This is a genomic window from Streptosporangium sp. G12, assembly GCF_052983175.1.
The window spans coordinates 118,527-136,490 of sequence record NZ_JBRIQO010000010.1; the positions used below are offsets into that span (position 1 = coordinate 118,527).

Consider the following 17,964-nt stretch of genomic DNA (forward strand, 5'->3'; position numbering starts at 1 on the left):
GGGGTGGCCGGATGACCACCCCCCCGCCGCCGGGCGGCTGGCCGCCCCCGGGGCCGCCGCCGCACTACCGGCCGGTCCCGGTCCAGCCGCCGTACCCGCCGCCGGGCCCCCACCAGGGGTACGGTCCGCCGTACGAGGAGCCCCCCGGCAGCCGGATGATGCGGTCGGTGCTCATCCTCGCCGGGATCGCCGGGGTGGTCACGGTGCTGGTGGGCCTGCTCTACATGCTGGCCTCGCCCGAGGAGTACGGTCTGGCCGACCAGCGCACCACGCTGCCGCCCCGCGACCTGGCGGCGGCACCGGCGAACCCCTACTTCCAGGCGCCCCCGACCGCGCCGCCGCCCCTGCCCAGCCTGCCCGCGGCCCCGGCCATGCAGCCCTCGTCCCCGGTGCGCCTGGTCATCCCGCGGCTCGGGGTCAACGCGCCGGTCAGGTCCGTCGGGCTCGACAGGAAGGGCGCCATCGAGGTGCCGCCGGTCGGCCACCCGAACCTGGTCGGCTGGTACCGCTCGGGACCCACTCCCGGCGAGGCGGGTCCCGCGATCATGCTCGGGCACAAGGACACGCGCTCGGGAAGCGCGGTGTTCAGCCGTCTCGACGAGATCCGCAACGGCGACGTCATCGAGGTGCACCGCAAGGACGGGATCATCGCCGTCTACACCGTGGGCGGCCTGGAGCAGGCGGAGAAGTCGGTGTTCCCGACCCAGCGGGTGTACGGCCGGTCGCCGACCCCCCAGCTGCACCTGATCACCTGCGGCGGCACCTACAACCGCGCGACCGGCCACTACACCGACAACGTCATCGCCTACGCGACCATGACGAGCACGAAGAAGGCCTGAACGGACCGCTCGGGCCGGGCCGGGTCTCGGATTCCTCCGGTGCTCCGGAAAGACGCGATCATCCTCGCCGCCGTGCGCGCCGCTCCCGTCCAGGGCGCGGGCGAAAGTTCTGTTGTAACCTCCTAATAACCGAACATTGCTCGGTTTCGCAGGCAGCTCGGTTCCGCAAGCAGGAGGCACTGTGGCAGAGGCGTACATCGTCGGGGCGGTCCGCACCCCCGTCGGCAAGAAGAAGGGCGGTCTGTCCGCCGTCCACCCCACCGATCTGGCCGCGCACACCCTCGGCGCGCTCGTCGAGCGTACGGGCGTCGACCCGTCCGCGGTCGAAGACGTGATCATGGGCTGTGTCATGCAGTTCGGCCCGCAGAGCATGGACATCGCGCGCAACGCGTGGCTGTCGGCGGGCCTTCCGGAGAGCGTCGCCGGTGTGACCATCGACCGCCAGTGCGGCTCCTCCCAGCAGTCGATCCACTTCGCGGCCCAGGGGGTGCTCTCCGGCACCCAGGACCTCGTCGTCGCCGCCGGGGTGGAATCCATGAGCATCGTCCCCATGGGGTCGAGCATCACCGCCGCCCTGGAGAAGGGCATGCCCTTCCCGTTCGGGGAGAAGTGGGTGGAGCGGTACGGCAAGCAGGAGATCTCCCAGTTCCGCGGCGCGGAGCTCATGTGCGAGAAGTGGGGTCTCAAGCGCGAGGAGCTGGAGCGGTTCGCGTACGAGAGCCACCAGCGGGCCTCGAAGGCCGTCGCGAACGGCTATTTCAAGGACCAGATCGCCCCGATCAACGGTGTCGAGGACGACGAGGGCCCGCGCCCGGACACCACGCTGGAGAAGATGGCGTCGCTGAAGACGCTGAAGCCCGACGGCATGATCACGGCCGCCACCTCCTCGCAGATCTCCGACGGCTCGGGAGCGATCCTGATCGCCTCCGAGCAGGCCGTCCGCGACCACAACCTGACCCCCCGGGCGCGCATCGTCACCCTGGCGCTCACCGGCGACGACCCGGTCTACATGCTGACCGCGCCGATCCCGGCGACGCAGAAGGCGCTGAAGAGGGCGGGCCTGTCGATCGACGACATCGACGTCACCGAGATCAACGAGGCGTTCGCCCCCGTCCCGCTGGCGTGGATCAACGACCTGGGCGCCGACCCGGCGAAGGTCAACCCGAACGGCGGCGCGATCGCCCTGGGTCACCCGCTGGGCGGCACCGGCGCGATCCTGATGACCAAGCTCCTGCACGAGCTGGAGCGGACCGGCGGCCGGTACGGGCTGCAGACGATGTGCGAGGGCGGCGGCCAGGCCAACGTCACGATCATCGAGCGTCTGTGACGCCGGCGCCCTGAGGCACTCGGGGCACCCGAGCGTTCACGGGGCGCCCGCGAGGTGGGCTCGTGAGGCGCCCGTGAGGTGGGGAAGGCCCCGGTCCTGGAATCCAGGACCGGGGCCTTCCGTGTTTTCGCGACGGGGCCGGCAGGTCAGCTTCGCGAAGGGGCCCGAAGGTCAGCGGCCGCCCTTGCCGGGGATCCGGCGCGGCTGGTGGGTCGGTCTCATCGGCGCCGGGGGCATCGGCAGGTGCCGGGGCGCCGGGGGCACGACGTGCTCGGGAAGCGGGGTGCGGGGCTTGGGGGTCTTGGCGGTCCTGGACTTCCCGCCGCGCTTCTGCGCGAGTTCGTGGGCAGCGTGAATTCGCATATGGACTCCTTGAAGAATGTGACGACGCGGTGAGATCCCGGGTCGGACGACTCAGCTGCCGCGTCGGACGAACGGGGCCAGAGGGCTGAGTGCGGGCGGATCGGCGAGGACCGATCGACGCCGGCTCCTAGGAGTTGGTCCACATGCGGTCGAACATACGGCGGCCCACCGAGGCGTGCAACCGATTTGTTCGCCGCCGGTTCCGGACCGCGCTCACCCGGCGAGACCGGCCGGCCCCGCCGGAACGGGGCGCTCGGGAAGCTCGACGTGAACGCGGGTGCCCTCTCCGGGGGCCGAGGTGATCCAGCAGCCGCCGCCGTGCGCGTCGGTGATCGCCTTGACGATCGACAGTCCCAGCCCGGCACCGTCGGGCATCCGCTCCCCGCCCCGGTGAAAGCGGTCGAAGGCCCTGTCCACCTGCTCGGCGGACATCCCGGGGCCGTCGTCGGAGACCTCGATCAGCGCACCGCCGGGCGGCCGCCGCGCGACCCGCACGGTGGCCGTCGTCCCCGCGGGGGTGTGCGCTCGCACGTTCGCCAGGAGGTTGACGAGGATCTGCCGGATCCTCGCCTCGTCGGCGGTGACGGTCAGCGACTCCGGGGCGTCCACGACGATCGGCGACTCCGGCTCGATGGCCGTGCAGTCCGCGCTCACGTCGCGCGCCACCGAGGCCAGATCGGTCTCGGTGAGCTGGAGCCCGGCGTTCCTGTCCAGGCGGGCGAGGTCGAGCATCTGGCTGACGAGATCACCCATCCGGGTGGCCTCGTCCTCGATCCTGCCCATGATCCTGGGCATGTCCTCGGCGCGCAGCGCCCCGGTCCGGTAGAGCTCGGCGTACCCCCGGATGGTGGACAGCGGGGTCCGCAGCTCGTGCGAGGCGTCGGCGGCGAAGCGGCGGACGCGCTCCTCCGACGCCCAGCGATCCCTGAAGGCCCCCGCGATCCGGTCGAGCAGCAGGTTCACGGCCGTGCCGATCCGCCCGACCTCCGAGGGGTCCTCGGGCATCCGGACCGACAGGTCGCCCTCCCCGGCCATCCGGTACGCCGCCCCGGCGATCCTGGCCAGCGGTGAGAGCCCCCTGGTGATCAGGGCGCGGCCGGCGAGCGCCAGCACCAGGATCAGCGCGCCGCCGGTGAGCAGCTCGGCGATGACGAGCCGCCGGATCGGGGCCTCGACGGACTCCAGCGGGACGGCGACGACCACCAGCCGGTTGCCCTGCCTGGCCTCGGCCACCCGCGCGATCATGCGCTGGTCGCCCGTCGTGTCGAGGACGAACGCCTCCCCGCTCTCGGCCTGAACCTTCAGGCGGGCGGCACCGAGGCTCTCCACCAGCCGCGGTACGGTCGCGGCGGCGGGCGCGTCCCCGTTGACGAGCCTGGCCCGGCCCGAGTTGAGGTTCATCGCGGCCACGGCGTAGGTGGACCCGGTCAGGGTCTGCGCGAGCTGGCCGCCGGGGGCGGCGACGATCCGCTTGGCGGCGGTCGCGGTGGCCGCCCGCAGCTGCCCGTCGAGTCTTTCCATCAGGTGCCCGCGCAGGACGAGGACGCTCACGATGGACAGCATCACCAGCAGGGCCGTGCTCACCGCGAGCAGGCCCGCGAGCAGCCGCGCCCTGAGCGACATCAGGTGCCCCGGGGCGGGCGCAGCGCGTAACCCACTCCACGCTGGGTGTGGATCAGCGGCGGGCCGAGCGGGTCGAGCTTGCGGCGCAGGTAGGAGATGTACGTCTCGACGACCTGCGACGAACCCCCGTAGCCCCAGACGTGTTCCAGCAACTGACGCTTCGTCAGGACCAGTCCGGGATGTTCCATCAGGAAGGCGAGCAGCCGGAACTCGGTGGGGGAGAGGTCCAGCGCGACTCCGGCCCGCCGTGCCTCCCAGCGTGACTCGTCGAGTTCCAGGTCCGCCACTCTGAGCGTCCCGCCAAGGTCGTCGGAGACGGCCGTCCTGCGGAGCACCGCCCGCACGCGGGCGACGAGGGCCTCCACGGAGAAGGGCTTGGTGACGTAGTCGTCGCCGCCCAGGGTGAGGCCGCGCACGGTGTCGGTGGGGGTGTCCCTGGCCGTCAGGAAGATCACCGGGGTGTGCAGGCCCGCGGCCCTGATCCTCCGGCACACCTCGAAACCGTCGACGTCGGGAAGCATCACGTCGAGCACGATCAGCGCGGGGGAGCCGCCCTCCACCGCGTCGAGGGCCTGCCCGCCGGTCGCCACGCCCGTCACCCCGAAGCCGTGGAAGCGCAGGGCGACCTCGACGATGTCACGGATGTTGGGGTCGTCCTCGACGACGAGGATGGTGCGCTCGTTCATGGAGGCCCCATTCTTGCCTACCGATCCGTACTTCGTCCTATTTCGTAGCTGTTAGTCCTCAATTGGAGGCCGCCGCGAAGCGGTGGAATTCCGGCGCATCTCGGTGATCCCACCGCTTCACGGTCAGCTTCCGCCGGGCCTCCGGAGTCCCCGGTCAGCTCCCCGGAGTGGTGACCGGCGGGTCCAGGAGGGCGCGGTCACGCGGTACGAACACCGCGGCGGCCGTCGGGTCGGTCGAGGTGGGGACGCCGATCACGAAGACCCCGTCCCCGACGACCAGCTTGGTCAGGTCGGCGCGGACGCCGAGCCTGCGGAACCTCGTGGACGTGTCGAGGTTCCAGTTCCAGACGAGTCCGTCCTTGCTCTTGACGGTCAGCTTGTTCTCACCCTTGGCGGTGATCACACCTCGCTGCCAGGTGTAGTCGATGAACGTCGACTTCTTGTCCCTGACGGTGGCCCGTCCGTGGATGCCGACCACCCACAGGTTGTAGTGGGAGCGCAGCCGCGGCCCGCGAAGCGTGGAGTCGGCCTTGAGCAGCTGGTCGGCGATGGCGGTCACGCCGGTGGGCACGGGGGGAGTCGTGCCGGTCGCCCAGGCGGTGGAGCCCGTCAGCATGATCGACGCCGTAATGGCCGCGGCGCCGAGTGCCAGTTTCCTCTTCATGGTGGTCCTTCCGGGAACGTCTCCCGATGGGAAGACGTCGATCAGGCAATCGTCCCGAGCTGTGATCTTCGAAGGAGGATCCTGGGAATTCCCTGAGAGCCGTGGAGCCGTGAAAAGGCCGCGCGCGGTGCCGCTCCTGAAAAGGAGCGGCACCGCGCGCGGGTCACCGTGGTCACTGTGGGGGCACTGTGGGGGCGCTGTGGGCGCTGTGGGCGCTGTGGGCTACGTGGGCGCTCGCCCGGGACTACTTGGGAACGCGGGCGACGCAGAAGACGGTCTGCCCGAACGGCGGGCGGACGAAGCGCTCGATGAGGCGGGTCAGGGGCACCACCGTGCGGTCGTAGATCTTGACCAGGCGGGGGTCGGGGTAGCCGACGCCTCCGCGGCGGACGGCGGCCCACCAGGCGATGCCGCCCAGGAAGTTGATCGGCTTGAGCACGTCGATGTCCAGGCCCGCCTTGGAGACCGTGCTGCGCAGGGTGGCGGGGGTGTAGCGGGTGACGTGGCCGACCTTGCGGTCGAAGTCCCCGTACAGCTGCATGTAGCCGGGCACCCAGATGACGATCCGGCCGCCGGGGAGGGTGACCTTGGCGAGGGAGCGCAGGGCCTCGACGTCGTCCTCGATGTGCTCCAGGACGTTCATCATCACGACGGTGTCGACCTTCTCACCGATCGGGATCTCGGTCGGCAGGCCGAACTGGAGCACGTCGATGTCGTCGCGGCCCTCGAAGCGCTTCTGCAGCTGCTCCACGCAGTAGGGGTCGAAGTCGCTGACCACCAGCCGGTCGAGGCGAGGCAGGAACGCCTCGGCGAAGTGGCCGAGCCCGGAGCCGATCTCCAGCATGGACCGGCCCACGTGCGGGGCGACCATGTCGAGCTCGTACTGCCGGTAGTTCTTGGCCTCGTCCCCACCCAGGTGGTTCTCCAGGGCCTCGTCACCGGCCGCGGGTTGCACTACGCGGTCATACCCAGACATGCGGTTCCGTCCAGCTCGCTTACGGAAAGGCCGCGGCGAGGCCACGACCAGGGACAGCCAGAGTCTAGTGGCGCTTCCCTCGCGGCGGCCCCTTAAACGCTTCACGGCCGGTGCCGTCCCTCCATGACGAGCCCTTTCGCGGCGAGCACCGGCCGGGCCCGCCGGGCGGCACGCCCCGTGCTCCACCCCGATTACCGGCTCCGCCGAATCAGCCATAAAGCACCAGCATTTCCACGGTTCACGCCGTACGGAGGAAGTTCGGCCTCGACCCGGCGGGGAGATTTGCACCGGGGGACAAGGAAACCCCTCTGGGAAATGGCGGGCCGACCGGTTCGTGATTTGAAAACGGTGCGATTCCCGGTGAGTGGAAAAAGGAGCGCGAATCGATGGAACAGATCCAATGGTGGCGCGGGAACCTGCCCGCGGAGACGAATGGCTTCATCGGCAGGGAAAGCGAGGTGCGGCGGCTGCTGGAGCTCCTGGCCGGTACGCCGCTGACCACGGTCACCGGTGTCGGGGGCATCGGCAAGTCGCGGATCGCGGTCAGGGCCGCGCGGGAGCGGCAGGAGCACCACCCCGACGGCACCTGGCTGGTGGAGCTCTCCGGCGAGCGCAACGGCGATCTGCTCGCCCATACGGTCGCGGCCGTCCTCGGCCTCCCGGAGCGGTCCGCGCGGTCGCAGACCGGGACGCTCGTCGAGTTCCTCGCGGGCAGGAGACTCCTGCTGATCCTCGACGCCTGCGAGCACCTCCTGCCGGCCTGCCGCGACCTCGTCACGGAGATCCTGGCGGCGGCACCCGGCGTACGGATCATCGCGACCTCCCGCCGGCCGCTCGGACTGCCGCAGGAGGCGCTGCTCCCCGTCGAGCCCTTCGCGGCACCCGGCCCGGGGGCGGCCGCCCGATGGACGGAAGGCACGGCGCCGGAGGACCCGAGGGCGGAGAGGACGCCGGAGAGGTCGGAGCCGGAGAAGGAACCCCCGGAGGAGCCGGAGGAGCCGGAGGAGAACGACGCGCTTCGCCTCTTCCTCGACCGGGCCGGGATCGTGGCGCCCGGCCTGGAGACGACCCGGGCCGGTACGGTGGCCGCGGCCAGGATCTGCCGGAGGCTGGACGGCGTACCGCTCGCCGTCGAGCTGGCCGCCGGATGGCTGGGATCCCTGCCGGTGGAGCGGCTCGCCGATCACCTGGACGACCACTTCGAGGTCCTCCACGGCCGGGCGCGGATCCCCCGCCACCGGATCGCGCGCGCCGCGATCGGCTGGAGCCACGAGCTGTGCGCCCCGCGGGAACGCCTGCTCTGGGCCAGGCTCTCGGTCTTCGCGGGAGGCTTCGACACGGCCGCCGCCGAGTGGGTGTGCGGCGACGAGCACCTGGACGACGTACCGGACCTGCTGGCGAGCCTGGCGGAGAGGTTCCTCCTCGTCCGCGTGCCCGGCGGCTACCGGCTGCCCGCCACGGTCAGGGAGTACGGCAGGGAGCGGCTCGCCCTGCTCGGCGAGGAGGACCGGCTGGTGCAGCGGCACCGCTACCACCACCTCGACCTGGCGCGCAGGGCCGAGGCCGACTGGTACGGCCCCGGGCAGGAGGAGTGGGCCGCCAGGCTCGCCTTCTCCATGACCGACCTCCGCCTCGCCCTCGACCCCGCCTCCCCGACGTCCGTCGAGCTCGCCGGGACGCTCTGGATCCTCTGGTTCTGCCTGGGCCGGCTGAACGAGGGCCGCTACCACATGACGCGGGCGATCGAGGCGGCTCCCGTCACCGATCCCGGGCTGCCCCGGCTCCTGTGGGCCGACGGCTGCGTGGCCATCGCCAGGGGAGAGCTGGAACTGGGCCGCCGCCGGGCGGAGGCGGCGCTGTCGGCGGCCCTCGACTGGGGCGACTACGCGGCGGCCGGGCACGCCCAGCTCCGGCTGGCCAGCGGCTCCCTGTGCTCCGGAGCCCTGGAGGACGTCGAACCCCGCGTCGAGCTCGTCCGCGAGTACTTCCGCCGGGCCGAGGCCGCCACCGTCAGCGAACCCCTCGCCCTGGTGACCGCGGCGATGGCGGTCACCTGGCGCGGCGAGTTCGACAGGGCGGTCTCGGTGCTCAAGGAGGTGCAGCGACTCTGTGACGCGCGCGGCGAGCGCTGGGCCCGCGCCTGCGGCGACTACGTCCTGTCCATCGCCCAGCTGGGCCTCGGCAGGGTGGCCGAGGCGGCGGAGGCCGCCCGCCAGTCGCTCGACGTCAAGTGGCGCCTGCGCGACGCCACCGGGGTGGCGCTCGCGGTCGACCAGCTCGCGGTGATCGCCGCGGTCGAGGGCGACGGCCGGCGCACGGCCAGGCTCCAGGGGGCGGGGGTACGGCTGTGGGCCACCTTCGGGCTCACGGGCTTCGGCTCGGAGGGCATGTCCGAGCCGAGGACCGTCGCCGAGCGGACGGCCAGGCAGCTGCTCGGCGACGAGACCTATGACGCGGTCTTCGCCGAGGGCTACGAGGCCGACCCGGACGCGGCGGTCGCCTATGCCCTCCACTGACCGCCGAAGCCGCCCCGCCCCCGGCGGGCGATTCCGCGCGCCCGCGGACAGGGACTTCCGCAAACGGCTCGTATGCGGTGGAATCTCTCACGACATCCGCGAAGGAGCCCCCGACGGACGACGACGAGGCGATCACCCGATCGCTGGCCGGTGATCTGGACGCCTACGAGGTGCTGGTCACCCGCTACAGCGCGATCGCGCACCGCACCGCGGCCATGCTCGGGGCCGCCGACGAAGCCGAGGACGTGGTCCAGGAGGCGTTCGTCAAGGCACACCGCCATCTGGCCTCCTTTCGCAGGGACGCGCACTTCCGCCCCTGGCTGCTGCGGATCGTGGCCAACGAGACGCACAACCTGACCCGCTCCCGCGGACGCCGCGACAGGCTGGCCGCGCGGCTCACGGACGCCGTTCCCGAGCCGGGCGAGGGGCCCGAGGAGGCGGCGGTGGCGACCGACCGGAGGGCGCGGCTCCTCGACGCGGTGCGTACGCTGCCCGAACGGGAACGCGAGACCGTGGTCTGCCGGTACTTCCTACAGCTGTCGGAGGCCGAGACCGCCCAGGTGCTCGACCTTCCCGTCGGTACCGTCAAGTCGCGGACCTCCCGCGGCCTGGCCCGTCTGCGCGAGGAGGTGGCCCGTGACCTCACCTGACGACCTCGAAGCCCGGCTCCTCGCTCTCGGCCGGTCCCTCGACGTCCCGTCCCCGCCCCCCGCCGACGTCGCGCGGGCCGTACGGGCCCGCCTCCAATCACCCCTCGCCTCCGAGACGCCGGCCCCTGAGACACCGGTTACCGAGACTCCGGCCCCTGACGCACCCGTCCCAGAGACACCGGCGACGGCCCCTGGAACCGCCGCTCCCGGGACGCGTGTCCCCGAGGCGCCCGCGGCCCCCGGCGCTCCCGGCGCCCTCCGGCGCGGGTGGGAGGCGCTGCGGGACGGCGGCCGGGCGCGCCGGCGGGCGGCGGTCGCCGCCGCCGCGATCCTCGTCGCCCTGCTGCTGGGGGCGACGCCCGCGGGAAGGGCGGCGGTCGCGGAGATCCTGCGCTTCGCGGGGGTCGAGTTCAGGACCGGCGGCCCGGGGCCGCTGCCCTCGGGGGTGCCCCAGCCGCTGCCCGGCGAGCGGCGGGTCACCCTGGAGCGGGCCCGGGAACAGGTGGCGTTCCCGATCTCCCTCCCGGCCGCGCTCGGCGCTCCCACAGAGGTCAGGGTGAGCGACGGCGGCAGGGTGGTGTCGCTGTTCTGGCCCGGTCTGAGACTGGACGAGTACGACGGCACCCTCCATCTCGTCTTCCGCAAGGAGCTCGGCCCGCCCTGGCCGCAGGAGACCGGCGTGGGCGCCTCGCAGGCGCAGTGGATCCCGGTCCACCACGGCCTCACCTACCTGCCCAGGAGCGGTGGTCAGGCCGCGGTCCGTCCTCGCCCGGCCGGGCCCACCCTCATCTGGCAGCGGGGACGGGTCGGCCTGCGCCTGGAGGGCGTCGGGGAGCTCGGCCGCGCCCTGGAGATCGCCCGTTCGGTCCGCTGACGCCGGCCCGGCGCGTTGGCGGCCGACCGGCCGACCGGCTGGAGATCGCCCGCTCGGATCCGCCGGCCGGACGCGTCGGCGGCCGGGGGCCGTGTGGCGCGTCGGAGCCGGGGACCGCCCGCTCAGCCCTCCGGCGCCAGCCAGTCGTCGATCTCCTGGAGAAGCTTCTCGCGCACGTCGTCCGGAGCCGCCGACGCCCGTACCGACTGGCGGGCCAGCTCGGCCAGCTCCAGGTCGGAGAAGCCGTACACCTGCCTGGCGAGCTCGTACTGGGGCAGCAGCCTGGCGCCGAACAGCAGCGGGTCGTCGGCGCCCAGCGCGATCGGCACCCCCGCCTCGAACAGGCGCCGCAGCGGCACGTCCTCGGCGCGCTCGGCCACCCCGAGACCGACGTTGGACGTCGGGCAGACCTCGCAGGTGATCCCCCGGGCCGCGAGGCGCTCCATGAGCCTGGGCGACTCGGCCGCCCGCACCCCGTGCCCGACACGGTCGGCGTCCAGCACGTCGACGCACTCGGCCACGCTGGCCGCGCCCAGCAGTTCCCCGCCGTGCGGCACCGCCAGCAGGCCGGCGCGCTTGGCCAGCCGGAAGGCCCCGTCGAAGTCGCGGGCCCGTCCGCGCCGCTCGTCGTTGGAGAGCCCGAACCCGACCACGCCCTGGTCCATGTAGTGCGTGGCGAGGCGGGCGAGCGTCTTGGCGTCGAGGGGGTGGCGGGTGCGGTTGGCGGCCACCACGACGGCGATCCCTATCCCCGCGTGGTCCGCGGCCCTGCGCGTCGCGTCGAGCATCAGCTCCATGGCCGAGGTGAGCCCGCCGAATCTCGACGCGTACCCGGAGGGGTCGATCTGGATCTCCAGCCAGCGCGATCCCTCGGCGGCCTCGTCCTCGGCGGCCTCGCGCAGCAGCCGGTAGACGTCGCTCTCCCGCTGCAGGACCGAGCGCGCGATGTCGTACAGCCGCTGGAAGCGGAACCAGCCCCGCTCGTCGGTCGCGCGCAGCCGGGGCGGCCAGTCCTCCTCGAGCGCGTCGGGAAGGTGTAACCCGTGCTCGCGGGCGAGCTCGACGAGGGTCGAGTGCCTCATGGAGCCGGTGAAGTGCAGGTGCAGGTGCGCCTTGGGCAGTTCGCTGAGGGGACGTGGCATTTCAATATGGTGCCGTACCCCGGGCGGCCCCGATCGAGGGCCCCGCGGTTTTTGGCCTCGACCTGACGATCCGTTCGCGTGCCGGGGAGGGCTGGAGGGGCCTTGCCGGCGGCGGAAGGAGACGGGGCGGCCTTGACGGGTTTCCTGCCGTACGGGGTACGGCGTCGCTGCGATCCCGGTCCGTGCGCGTCACCGCACGGCGCCGGGGACCTGGCCGGGAACGCGCAGGCCCCCGCCCATCCTCCCCGGTGTTTCGCGCTGCTTTCCCAATTGCCTATTTATAGGTTTTAAGGTGTTATTTCGGGCGGGGGTTACCGGGTTCAGGGCACACCCATCCATATCCGATCCCCTGTTATATCGAGGAAATTTAGGAAACGGGCTTTCAGCGGACCACGTCTCCGTGCGACCGTGGAGGCACACGTTGTCAGGACGCTGGGGCTGCCATGGAAGCGGACGTCTTCGTCGGCAGGGAAACGGAACTCGCCGACGTATCCGCGCTGCTCGAAAGGGTCCGGCACGTCACGCTGACCGGCCCCGCGGGGGTCGGGAAGACCTGTCTCGCCCTGCGGCTGGCCCGCACCCTCGAACCCGCGTTCCCCGGCGGCGTCCACGTCGTGGAGCTGTCGGAGGCCCCCGCCGACCTCGACTCCCTGGCCGAGACGCTCGCCGGCGCGATCGGCACCCACCGCGAGCCCGGCGTCCCCGCGCTGCGGGCCCTGGTCGACGAGTTCCTCGCGCGCCGGACCCTGCTCGTCCTCGACACCTGCGACCGCGTCGTCGGCACCGCGGGCATCCTGGTCGGCCTGCTGCTCCGCTCGGTCGAGGGACTGCGCGTCCTGACCACCAGCAGGCAGCGGCTGGGCCTGCCCGGCGAGCACCTCTACCCGGTCGGCGGCCTGCCCGACGCCGACGCCGTCCATCTGATCACCGCCCTCGCCGGTGACCGGCTCGGCGGCACCGATCCGGCCGAGCTCTGCCGGCGCCTCGACAACCTGCCGCTGGCGATCCGGCTCGCCGTGGCCGACGGCATCCCCGGCGGCCCCGGCACCCTCGACGGGCTCGCCGCCACTCTCGACGGCCGCCCGATCTCCACCGCCGGGCTCGCCGCCTTCGACGGCCACGTGACCTCCCCCGACGAGATCGCCGCGGCCCTCGAAGGCCGTACGACGCCCGCGGCCGAGCGCGAGATCCACGCCGAGAGGGCCGGCGCCACCCCGCGCGGGCGGGCCGCCGCTCCCCGGCGGCACAGCTCCATGCGCGTCGCCCTCGGCTGGAGCCACGAGCTCTGCACCCCGCAGGAGCGCCTCCTGTGGGCGCGGGCCTCGGTCTTCGCCGGCACCTTCGACATCGAGGCCGCCGAGGAGGTCTGCGCCGGCGGCGCCCTCGCCGTCAAGGACGTCCTCGACGGGCTGCTCGGCCTGCTCGACAAGTCCGTCCTCGTCCGCGAGGAGGGCGAGGGCGGGGTCCGCTACCGCCTGCTCAACACCGTCCGCGAGTTCGGCGTGGTCTGGCTGGAGCGGCTCGGCGAGACCGACGAGACCCAGCGCCGCCACCGCGACCACTTCCTCGCGCTGTCCGCCCGCGCCGAGATGAGCTGGCAGGGCCGCCAGCTGGAGTGGTACCGCAGGCTGGTCCTCGAATGCGGCAACATGCGCGGCGCCATCGAATACTGCTACTCCCGGCCGCCGGAGTACCGCAAGGGCCTCGACCTGGTCGGCAACCTGTGGTTCCTGTGGGCGTGCTGCGGCATGCAGGCACCCGGCGACGACCTCCTCCAGCGCGGCCTCGATCTCGACCACACCCCCAGCCCCGAGCGGGTCAAGGCCCTCTGGGTGCACGCCTGGGTCTCGATCCAGCGCGGCGACCTCGAACGCGCCGAGCGCATCCTCACCGAATGCGCCGCCGAGGACGCCGACGGCTACGCCACGGCCTACGTCAGCCAGTTCCAGGCCCACCTGGCCGTCGTCAGGGGCGACGTGGTCGAGGCCCTGCGGCTCATCAAGCACGCCCGGGTGCGCCACCGCTCCACCGGCAACGTCTTCCCCGGCTTCCTGCCCACCTACACCGTGGTCGCCACCGCCATGATGCTCGCCGAACACCACGACCAGGCCGTCGCCGTCCTGCGCGAGGGACGCGAGCTCTGCGAGTCCTGCGGCGACTACTGGACGCTCATCCGCCTCGACCTCCTCCTGGCCCAGGCCGAGCACGCCCTCGGCAACACCGCCTCGGCCGTCGAGTTCGCCTGCGCCTCCCTGCGCGGGGCCCGCCTGTTCGGCGACAGCATCTCCCTCATGGAGGCGCTGGAGGTGTTCGTCGTGATCGCCGAGGCGTGCGCCGACGACACCTTCGCCGCCGCCATGTTCGGGGCGTCAGACGCCGCGTGGAAGAGCGCCGGTGTCCCGCCCAGCCGCTCGCCCATGATCGCGAGCCGGATCCGCGCGGCCGAGCTGAGGCTGCGCGGGCGCCTGGGCAGGGCGGAGTTCGACCGGCTGGAGGCGTGGGGAGGTTCGATCAGCCTGCGCGAAGCCGTGGAACACGCACTCCAGGGAGAACTTTCTTGACGCGTTGCGGCAACCTGCCGGCCGAGATGAACAGCTTCGTCGGCCGCGCCACCGAACTCGACGAGATCGCGAAACTCCTCACCCGGACGCGCCTGCTCACCCTGCGCGGCCCCGGGGGCGTCGGCAAGACGAGGCTGGCCCTGCGGGCCGCGCGGAACGTCCGAGACGACTACCCCGACGGCGTCTGGGTGGCCGAGCTCTCCGCGGAGAGCGACGGCGGCCTGCTCATCCACGGCGTCGCCGGAGTGTTCGGCCTGCACACCCAGGCCGAACGCCCCGCCCTGGAGTCCCTCATCGAGTATCTCGCCGACCGGCGTCTCCTCATCGTCCTCGACACCTGCGAACACCTGATCGAGTCCTGTGCGGCCATGGTCGTCGCCGTCCTGACCGGCGCGCCCGACGTCCAGATCATCGTGACCAGCCGCCAGGAGCTCGGCCTGCCGCTGGAGGTCGTCATGGTCGTCGAGCCCTTCCCCGTCCCCCCGCCCGAGGCCGCCGACCTCGCCGACCACGACGCGCCGAGCCTCTTCCTCGACCGCGCCAGGGCCGTGGCCCCCGGGCTGCGCACGGACGAGCGGGCCATGATGGCCGTCGCCAGGCTCTGCCGCCGGCTCGACGGCATGCCGCTCGCCATCGAGCTGGCCGCCAGCCACATGCGCGGCCTGTCGGCGACCCAGCTCGCCGACCAGCTCGACATCCATTTCAAGCTGCTGGCCGACGGTGAGGGGCTCCCCGTCCGCCACCACACCCTCCGCACCGCCGCAGGCTGGAGCCACGAGCTGTGCACGCCCGCCGAACGCCTGCTCTGGGCCCGCCTGTCGGTCTTCCCCGCCGCCTTCGGCACGGAGGCGGCGCGCGGCGTGTGCGAGGACGAGCGCCTGCCCGACGTCCCCGGAGTCCTCGCCACGCTCGCGGCCAAATCCGTCGTCGCCCGCGTGGGGGACCGGTACCGCCTGCTCGACACCATCAGGGACTACGGGCGGGGCTGGCTCGCCGAGCTGGGCGAGAGCGGCCTGATGGCCCGCAGGTACCGCGACCACTACCTGTCCACCGCCCGGCGCATGGGCACCGAATGGTACGGCCCGCACCAGCTCGAATGGGCCTGCTGGGCGCGCGGGGAACTGCCCAACATCCGCGCGGCCCTCGACCGCTGCCTCGCCACGGGCGACCACCACGGCGCCCTGGAGCTGGCCGGGGCCCTGTGGGTGCTCTGGTGCCATCTGGGGCTCGTCCGCGAGGGCCGCCACTATCTCGACCGCGCCCTGGCAGCCGCCCCCGTCACCGACCGGGCCAGGTCCAGGCCGCTCTGGGTCGCCGCCCATCTCGCGCTCATCCGGGGAGACATGTCCCTGGCACGCGACAGGGCCGAGGAGGGCCTCGAGAGCGCCCGGCGGCACGGTGACGCCGACGCCGAGGCACACGCCCTCCTCGCCCTCGCCGAGGCCCGCCTGTTCACCGGTGACCTGGACCTGGAGAGCGCGCGGGCGTACGCGCTGCGCGTGGCCGCCGGGCTGGACCCCACCTCGCCGGGGATGCTCTTCCTGCCCTCCTTCCTCGCGATGACCGCCACGTTCGGCGGCGACTTCGACGAGGCGGTGAGGATCCTGCGCGAGGCGCGCTCCCGCCACGAGGTACGAGGGGAGCTGTCACAGCGCGCCATGGACGACTACGTCCTCTCCCTGGCCCTCTTCGGCCGGGGAGACATCGCGGAGGCCTCCGCGGCGGCCAGGGCGGCGCTGGAGGTCAAATGGCGGCTGAGGGACACGGTCGGCAGCGTCCTCGCCATCGACCAGCTCGCCAGGATCGCCGCCGCCGCGGAGGACGGCCACCGCGCGGCCTGGCTCCTGGGAGCCGCGCAGCGCATCTGGACCACCTTCGGGCCGCCCGCCGCCGAGGCCGACATCCTGACCGCGCTCCGCGAGGCCGTCGGGGCCCGCGCGGTGTGCCTGATCGGCGAGGTCGCCTACGCGCGGGCCTTCAACGAGGGCGCGGCCTCCCACTTCGAGGGCGCCGTGACCTACGCCCTGCGGGACTGACCGCATCGAGGGCGCCGTGACCTACGCCCCGCGAGAGTGTGACCGCTTCGAGGGGCGCCGCGGCCCACGCCCCGGGAGGCCGAGCCCGCCCGGCGCGTACGGAGGTCGTGCCCGGCCGGCCGGGGAGCCGTCGTGCTCAGCCGGCCTGGCCGAGGAACTTGGCGAGGCGGCTCACGCCCTCGGTGAGGTCGTCGTCGCCGAGCGCGTAGGACAGGCGGAAGTAGCCCGGGGTGCCGAAGGCCTCACCGGGGACGACCGCCACCTCGGCCTCCTCCAGGATGATCTCGGCCAGCTCGGCGGAGGTCGCCGGGCGCCTGCCGCCGAACTCCTTGCCCAGCAGCGCCTTGACCGACGGGTAGGCGTAGAACGCGCCCAGCGGCTCGGGGCAGAGCACGCCCGGGATCTCGTTGAGCATCCGGACCATGGTCCGGCGGCGCCGGTCGAAGGCGCCGCGCATCTCCGCCACGGCCGACAGGTCGCCGGTGACGGCGGCCAGCGCGGCGGCCTGGGCGACGTTGGAGACGTTGGAGGTGGCGTGCGACTGCAGGTTGGACGCGGCCTTGACGACGTCCTTGGGGCCGATCAGCCAGCCCACCCGCCAGCCGGTCATCGCGTAGGTCTTGGCGACGCCGTTCAGGACCACGACCTTGTCACCCAGCTCGGGGACCACGGTGGCGATGCTCGCGAACGTGGCGTCGCCGTACGTGAGGTGCTCGTAGATCTCGTCCGTGACGACCCACAGGTCGTGCTCGACGGCCCAGCGGCCGATCTCCGCGACCTGCTCGGGGGTGTACACCGCGCCGGTCGGGTTGGACGGCGAGACGAAGAGGAGGACCTTGGTGCGGTCGGTGCGCGCCGCCTCCAGCTGCTCCACGCCCGCCAGGTAGCCGGTGGTCTCGTCGGTCACCACGTCGACCTGGACGCCGCCGGCGAGCTTGATCGCCTCGGGGTAGGTCGTCCAGTACGGGGCGACGACCAGGACCTCGTCGCCCGGGTCGAGCAGCGTGGCGAACGCCTCGTAGACGGCCTGCTTGCCGCCGTTGGTGATCAAGACCTGGGCCGCCTCCACCCGGTAGCCGGAGTCGCGGAGCGTCTTGTCGGCGACGGCCTGCTTCAGCTCGGGAAGGCCGCCGGCCGGGGTGTACTTGTGGAACCGGGGGTTCCGGCACGCCTCGACGGCCGCCTCGACGATGTAGCCGGGAGTCGCGAAGTCCGGCTCACCGGCGCCGAAGCCGATGACCGGGCGGCCCGCCGCCTTCATCGCCTTGGCCTTGGCGTCCACGGCGAGCGTGGCGGACTCGGAGATCGCGGAGATGCGCGCTGAGATGCGAGGACGGGTCATACCTCCATGGTTACAGACCTGTGCCGATGTTTCCGCCGCATATCCACCATGCGGACGCTCCTCCCCGCAAGCGGTACGAGCACCGGGAAAGGTCTCTGACCTGGGCGATCGCCTGTCGGTTCGACGCGGTGGCCATTCACACGTAGACTCCGGCATGGTCTTTCCGCCGCATGCGTGAACCGGCGGTCAAGACCGTGAGCCACGGACAAACTTCGGTCCAACCGATGTATGGTGGTTCATGTCTTAGGGCACTAGCGCAATTGGTAGCGCACCGGTCTCCAAAACCGGCGGTTGGGGGTTCGAGTCCCTCGTGCCCTGCTAGGAGCGGTCCGCGCATCAGGCGTCCAGCGCGCCGCTTATGTGCG

14 protein-coding genes and 1 tRNA gene are annotated in these 17,964 nt (G+C 72.4%); 8 read left to right on the forward strand and 7 right to left on the reverse strand.

The window, feature by feature from the left end; translation table 11 throughout:
* Positions 1 to 11 precede the first annotated feature (11 nt).
* Positions 12 to 839 carry a class F sortase gene (locus tag ACVCAG_RS17035; protein ID WP_440082793.1) on the forward strand — a complete coding sequence of 276 codons (828 nt, stop codon included), beginning with the start codon at positions 12 to 14 and terminating at the stop codon, positions 837 to 839.
* A gap of 181 nt (positions 840 to 1,020) precedes the next feature.
* Positions 1,021 to 2,166 carry an acetyl-CoA C-acetyltransferase gene (locus ACVCAG_RS17040; RefSeq protein ID WP_447190016.1) on the forward strand — a complete coding sequence of 382 codons (1,146 nt, stop codon included), beginning with the start codon at positions 1,021 to 1,023 and terminating at the stop codon, positions 2,164 to 2,166.
* 171 nt (positions 2,167 to 2,337) lie between these two features.
* Here ACVCAG_RS17040 and ACVCAG_RS17045 read toward each other — a convergent pair whose 3' ends face one another.
* The 5 genes from ACVCAG_RS17045 to ACVCAG_RS17065 form a co-directional block, all read right to left on the reverse strand.
* On the reverse strand, positions 2,338 to 2,529 hold the full coding sequence (locus tag ACVCAG_RS17045) for a hypothetical protein (RefSeq protein WP_440082795.1): 192 nt from the start codon (positions 2,527 to 2,529) through the stop codon (positions 2,338 to 2,340).
* 213 nt (positions 2,530 to 2,742) lie between these two features.
* The gene (locus ACVCAG_RS17050) at positions 2,743 to 4,152 is read right to left on the reverse strand and encodes an ATP-binding protein (RefSeq protein ID WP_440082796.1); all 1,410 of its coding nucleotides are present in this window, start codon (positions 4,150 to 4,152) and stop codon (positions 2,743 to 2,745) included.
* Entirely contained in the window at positions 4,152 to 4,838 is a 687-nt protein-coding gene (locus tag ACVCAG_RS17055; protein ID WP_440082797.1) for a response regulator, read from the reverse strand. The genes ACVCAG_RS17050 and ACVCAG_RS17055 overlap by 1 nt, the downstream gene beginning before the upstream one ends.
* 154 nt (positions 4,839 to 4,992) lie before the next feature.
* Positions 4,993 to 5,502: a hypothetical protein gene (locus ACVCAG_RS17060; RefSeq protein WP_440082798.1), complete on the reverse strand. Its 510-nt coding sequence runs from the start codon at positions 5,500 to 5,502 to the stop codon at positions 4,993 to 4,995.
* Between the two features lie 244 nt (positions 5,503 to 5,746).
* Positions 5,747 to 6,457 (reverse strand): class I SAM-dependent methyltransferase, encoded by a 711-nt coding sequence (locus ACVCAG_RS17065; protein ID WP_362678365.1) that lies wholly within the window; start codon positions 6,455 to 6,457, stop codon positions 5,747 to 5,749.
* Positions 6,458 to 6,864: 407 nt separating this feature from the next.
* Between ACVCAG_RS17065 and ACVCAG_RS17070 the strand changes: the two genes are divergently transcribed.
* The 3 genes from ACVCAG_RS17070 (at position 6,865) to ACVCAG_RS17080 (ending at position 10,518) form a co-directional block, all read left to right on the forward strand.
* Complete coding sequence (locus tag ACVCAG_RS17070) at positions 6,865 to 8,994, forward strand: ATP-binding protein (RefSeq protein WP_447190017.1); 2,130 nt, start codon at positions 6,865 to 6,867, stop codon at positions 8,992 to 8,994.
* Between the two features lie 77 nt (positions 8,995 to 9,071).
* Complete coding sequence (locus ACVCAG_RS17075; RefSeq protein WP_440082800.1) at positions 9,072 to 9,644, forward strand: sigma-70 family RNA polymerase sigma factor; 573 nt, start codon at positions 9,072 to 9,074, stop codon at positions 9,642 to 9,644.
* Complete coding sequence (locus ACVCAG_RS17080; protein WP_447190018.1) at positions 9,631 to 10,518, forward strand: hypothetical protein; 888 nt, start codon at positions 9,631 to 9,633, stop codon at positions 10,516 to 10,518. The genes ACVCAG_RS17075 and ACVCAG_RS17080 overlap by 14 nt, the downstream gene beginning before the upstream one ends.
* 122 nt (positions 10,519 to 10,640) lie before the next feature.
* Here ACVCAG_RS17080 and ACVCAG_RS17085 read toward each other — a convergent pair whose 3' ends face one another.
* A complete protein-coding gene (locus tag ACVCAG_RS17085; protein WP_447190019.1) occupies positions 10,641 to 11,660 on the reverse strand; it encodes an adenosine deaminase in 1,020 nt (339 codons plus the stop codon).
* A gap of 443 nt (positions 11,661 to 12,103) precedes the next feature.
* On the opposite strand from ACVCAG_RS17085, the gene ACVCAG_RS17090 reads away from it, so the two are divergent.
* Complete coding sequence (locus ACVCAG_RS17090) at positions 12,104 to 14,221, forward strand: AAA family ATPase (RefSeq protein WP_440082803.1); 2,118 nt, start codon at positions 12,104 to 12,106, stop codon at positions 14,219 to 14,221.
* Positions 14,218 to 16,257, forward strand: a complete 2,040-nt coding sequence (locus ACVCAG_RS17095) for an NB-ARC domain-containing protein (RefSeq protein ID WP_440082804.1) — start codon at positions 14,218 to 14,220, stop codon at positions 16,255 to 16,257. The genes ACVCAG_RS17090 and ACVCAG_RS17095 overlap by 4 nt, the downstream gene beginning before the upstream one ends.
* 136 nt (positions 16,258 to 16,393) lie before the next feature.
* Here the strand turns inward: ACVCAG_RS17095 and ACVCAG_RS17100 are convergent, their stop codons facing one another.
* The gene (locus ACVCAG_RS17100; RefSeq protein ID WP_440082805.1) at positions 16,394 to 17,599 is read right to left on the reverse strand and encodes an aminotransferase class I/II-fold pyridoxal phosphate-dependent enzyme; all 1,206 of its coding nucleotides are present in this window, start codon (positions 17,597 to 17,599) and stop codon (positions 16,394 to 16,396) included.
* Positions 17,600 to 17,844: 245 nt separating this feature from the next.
* Here ACVCAG_RS17100 and ACVCAG_RS17105 point away from each other — a divergent pair.
* A tRNA-Trp gene (locus ACVCAG_RS17105) sits at positions 17,845 to 17,917 on the forward strand.
* Positions 17,918 to 17,964 lie beyond the last annotated feature (47 nt).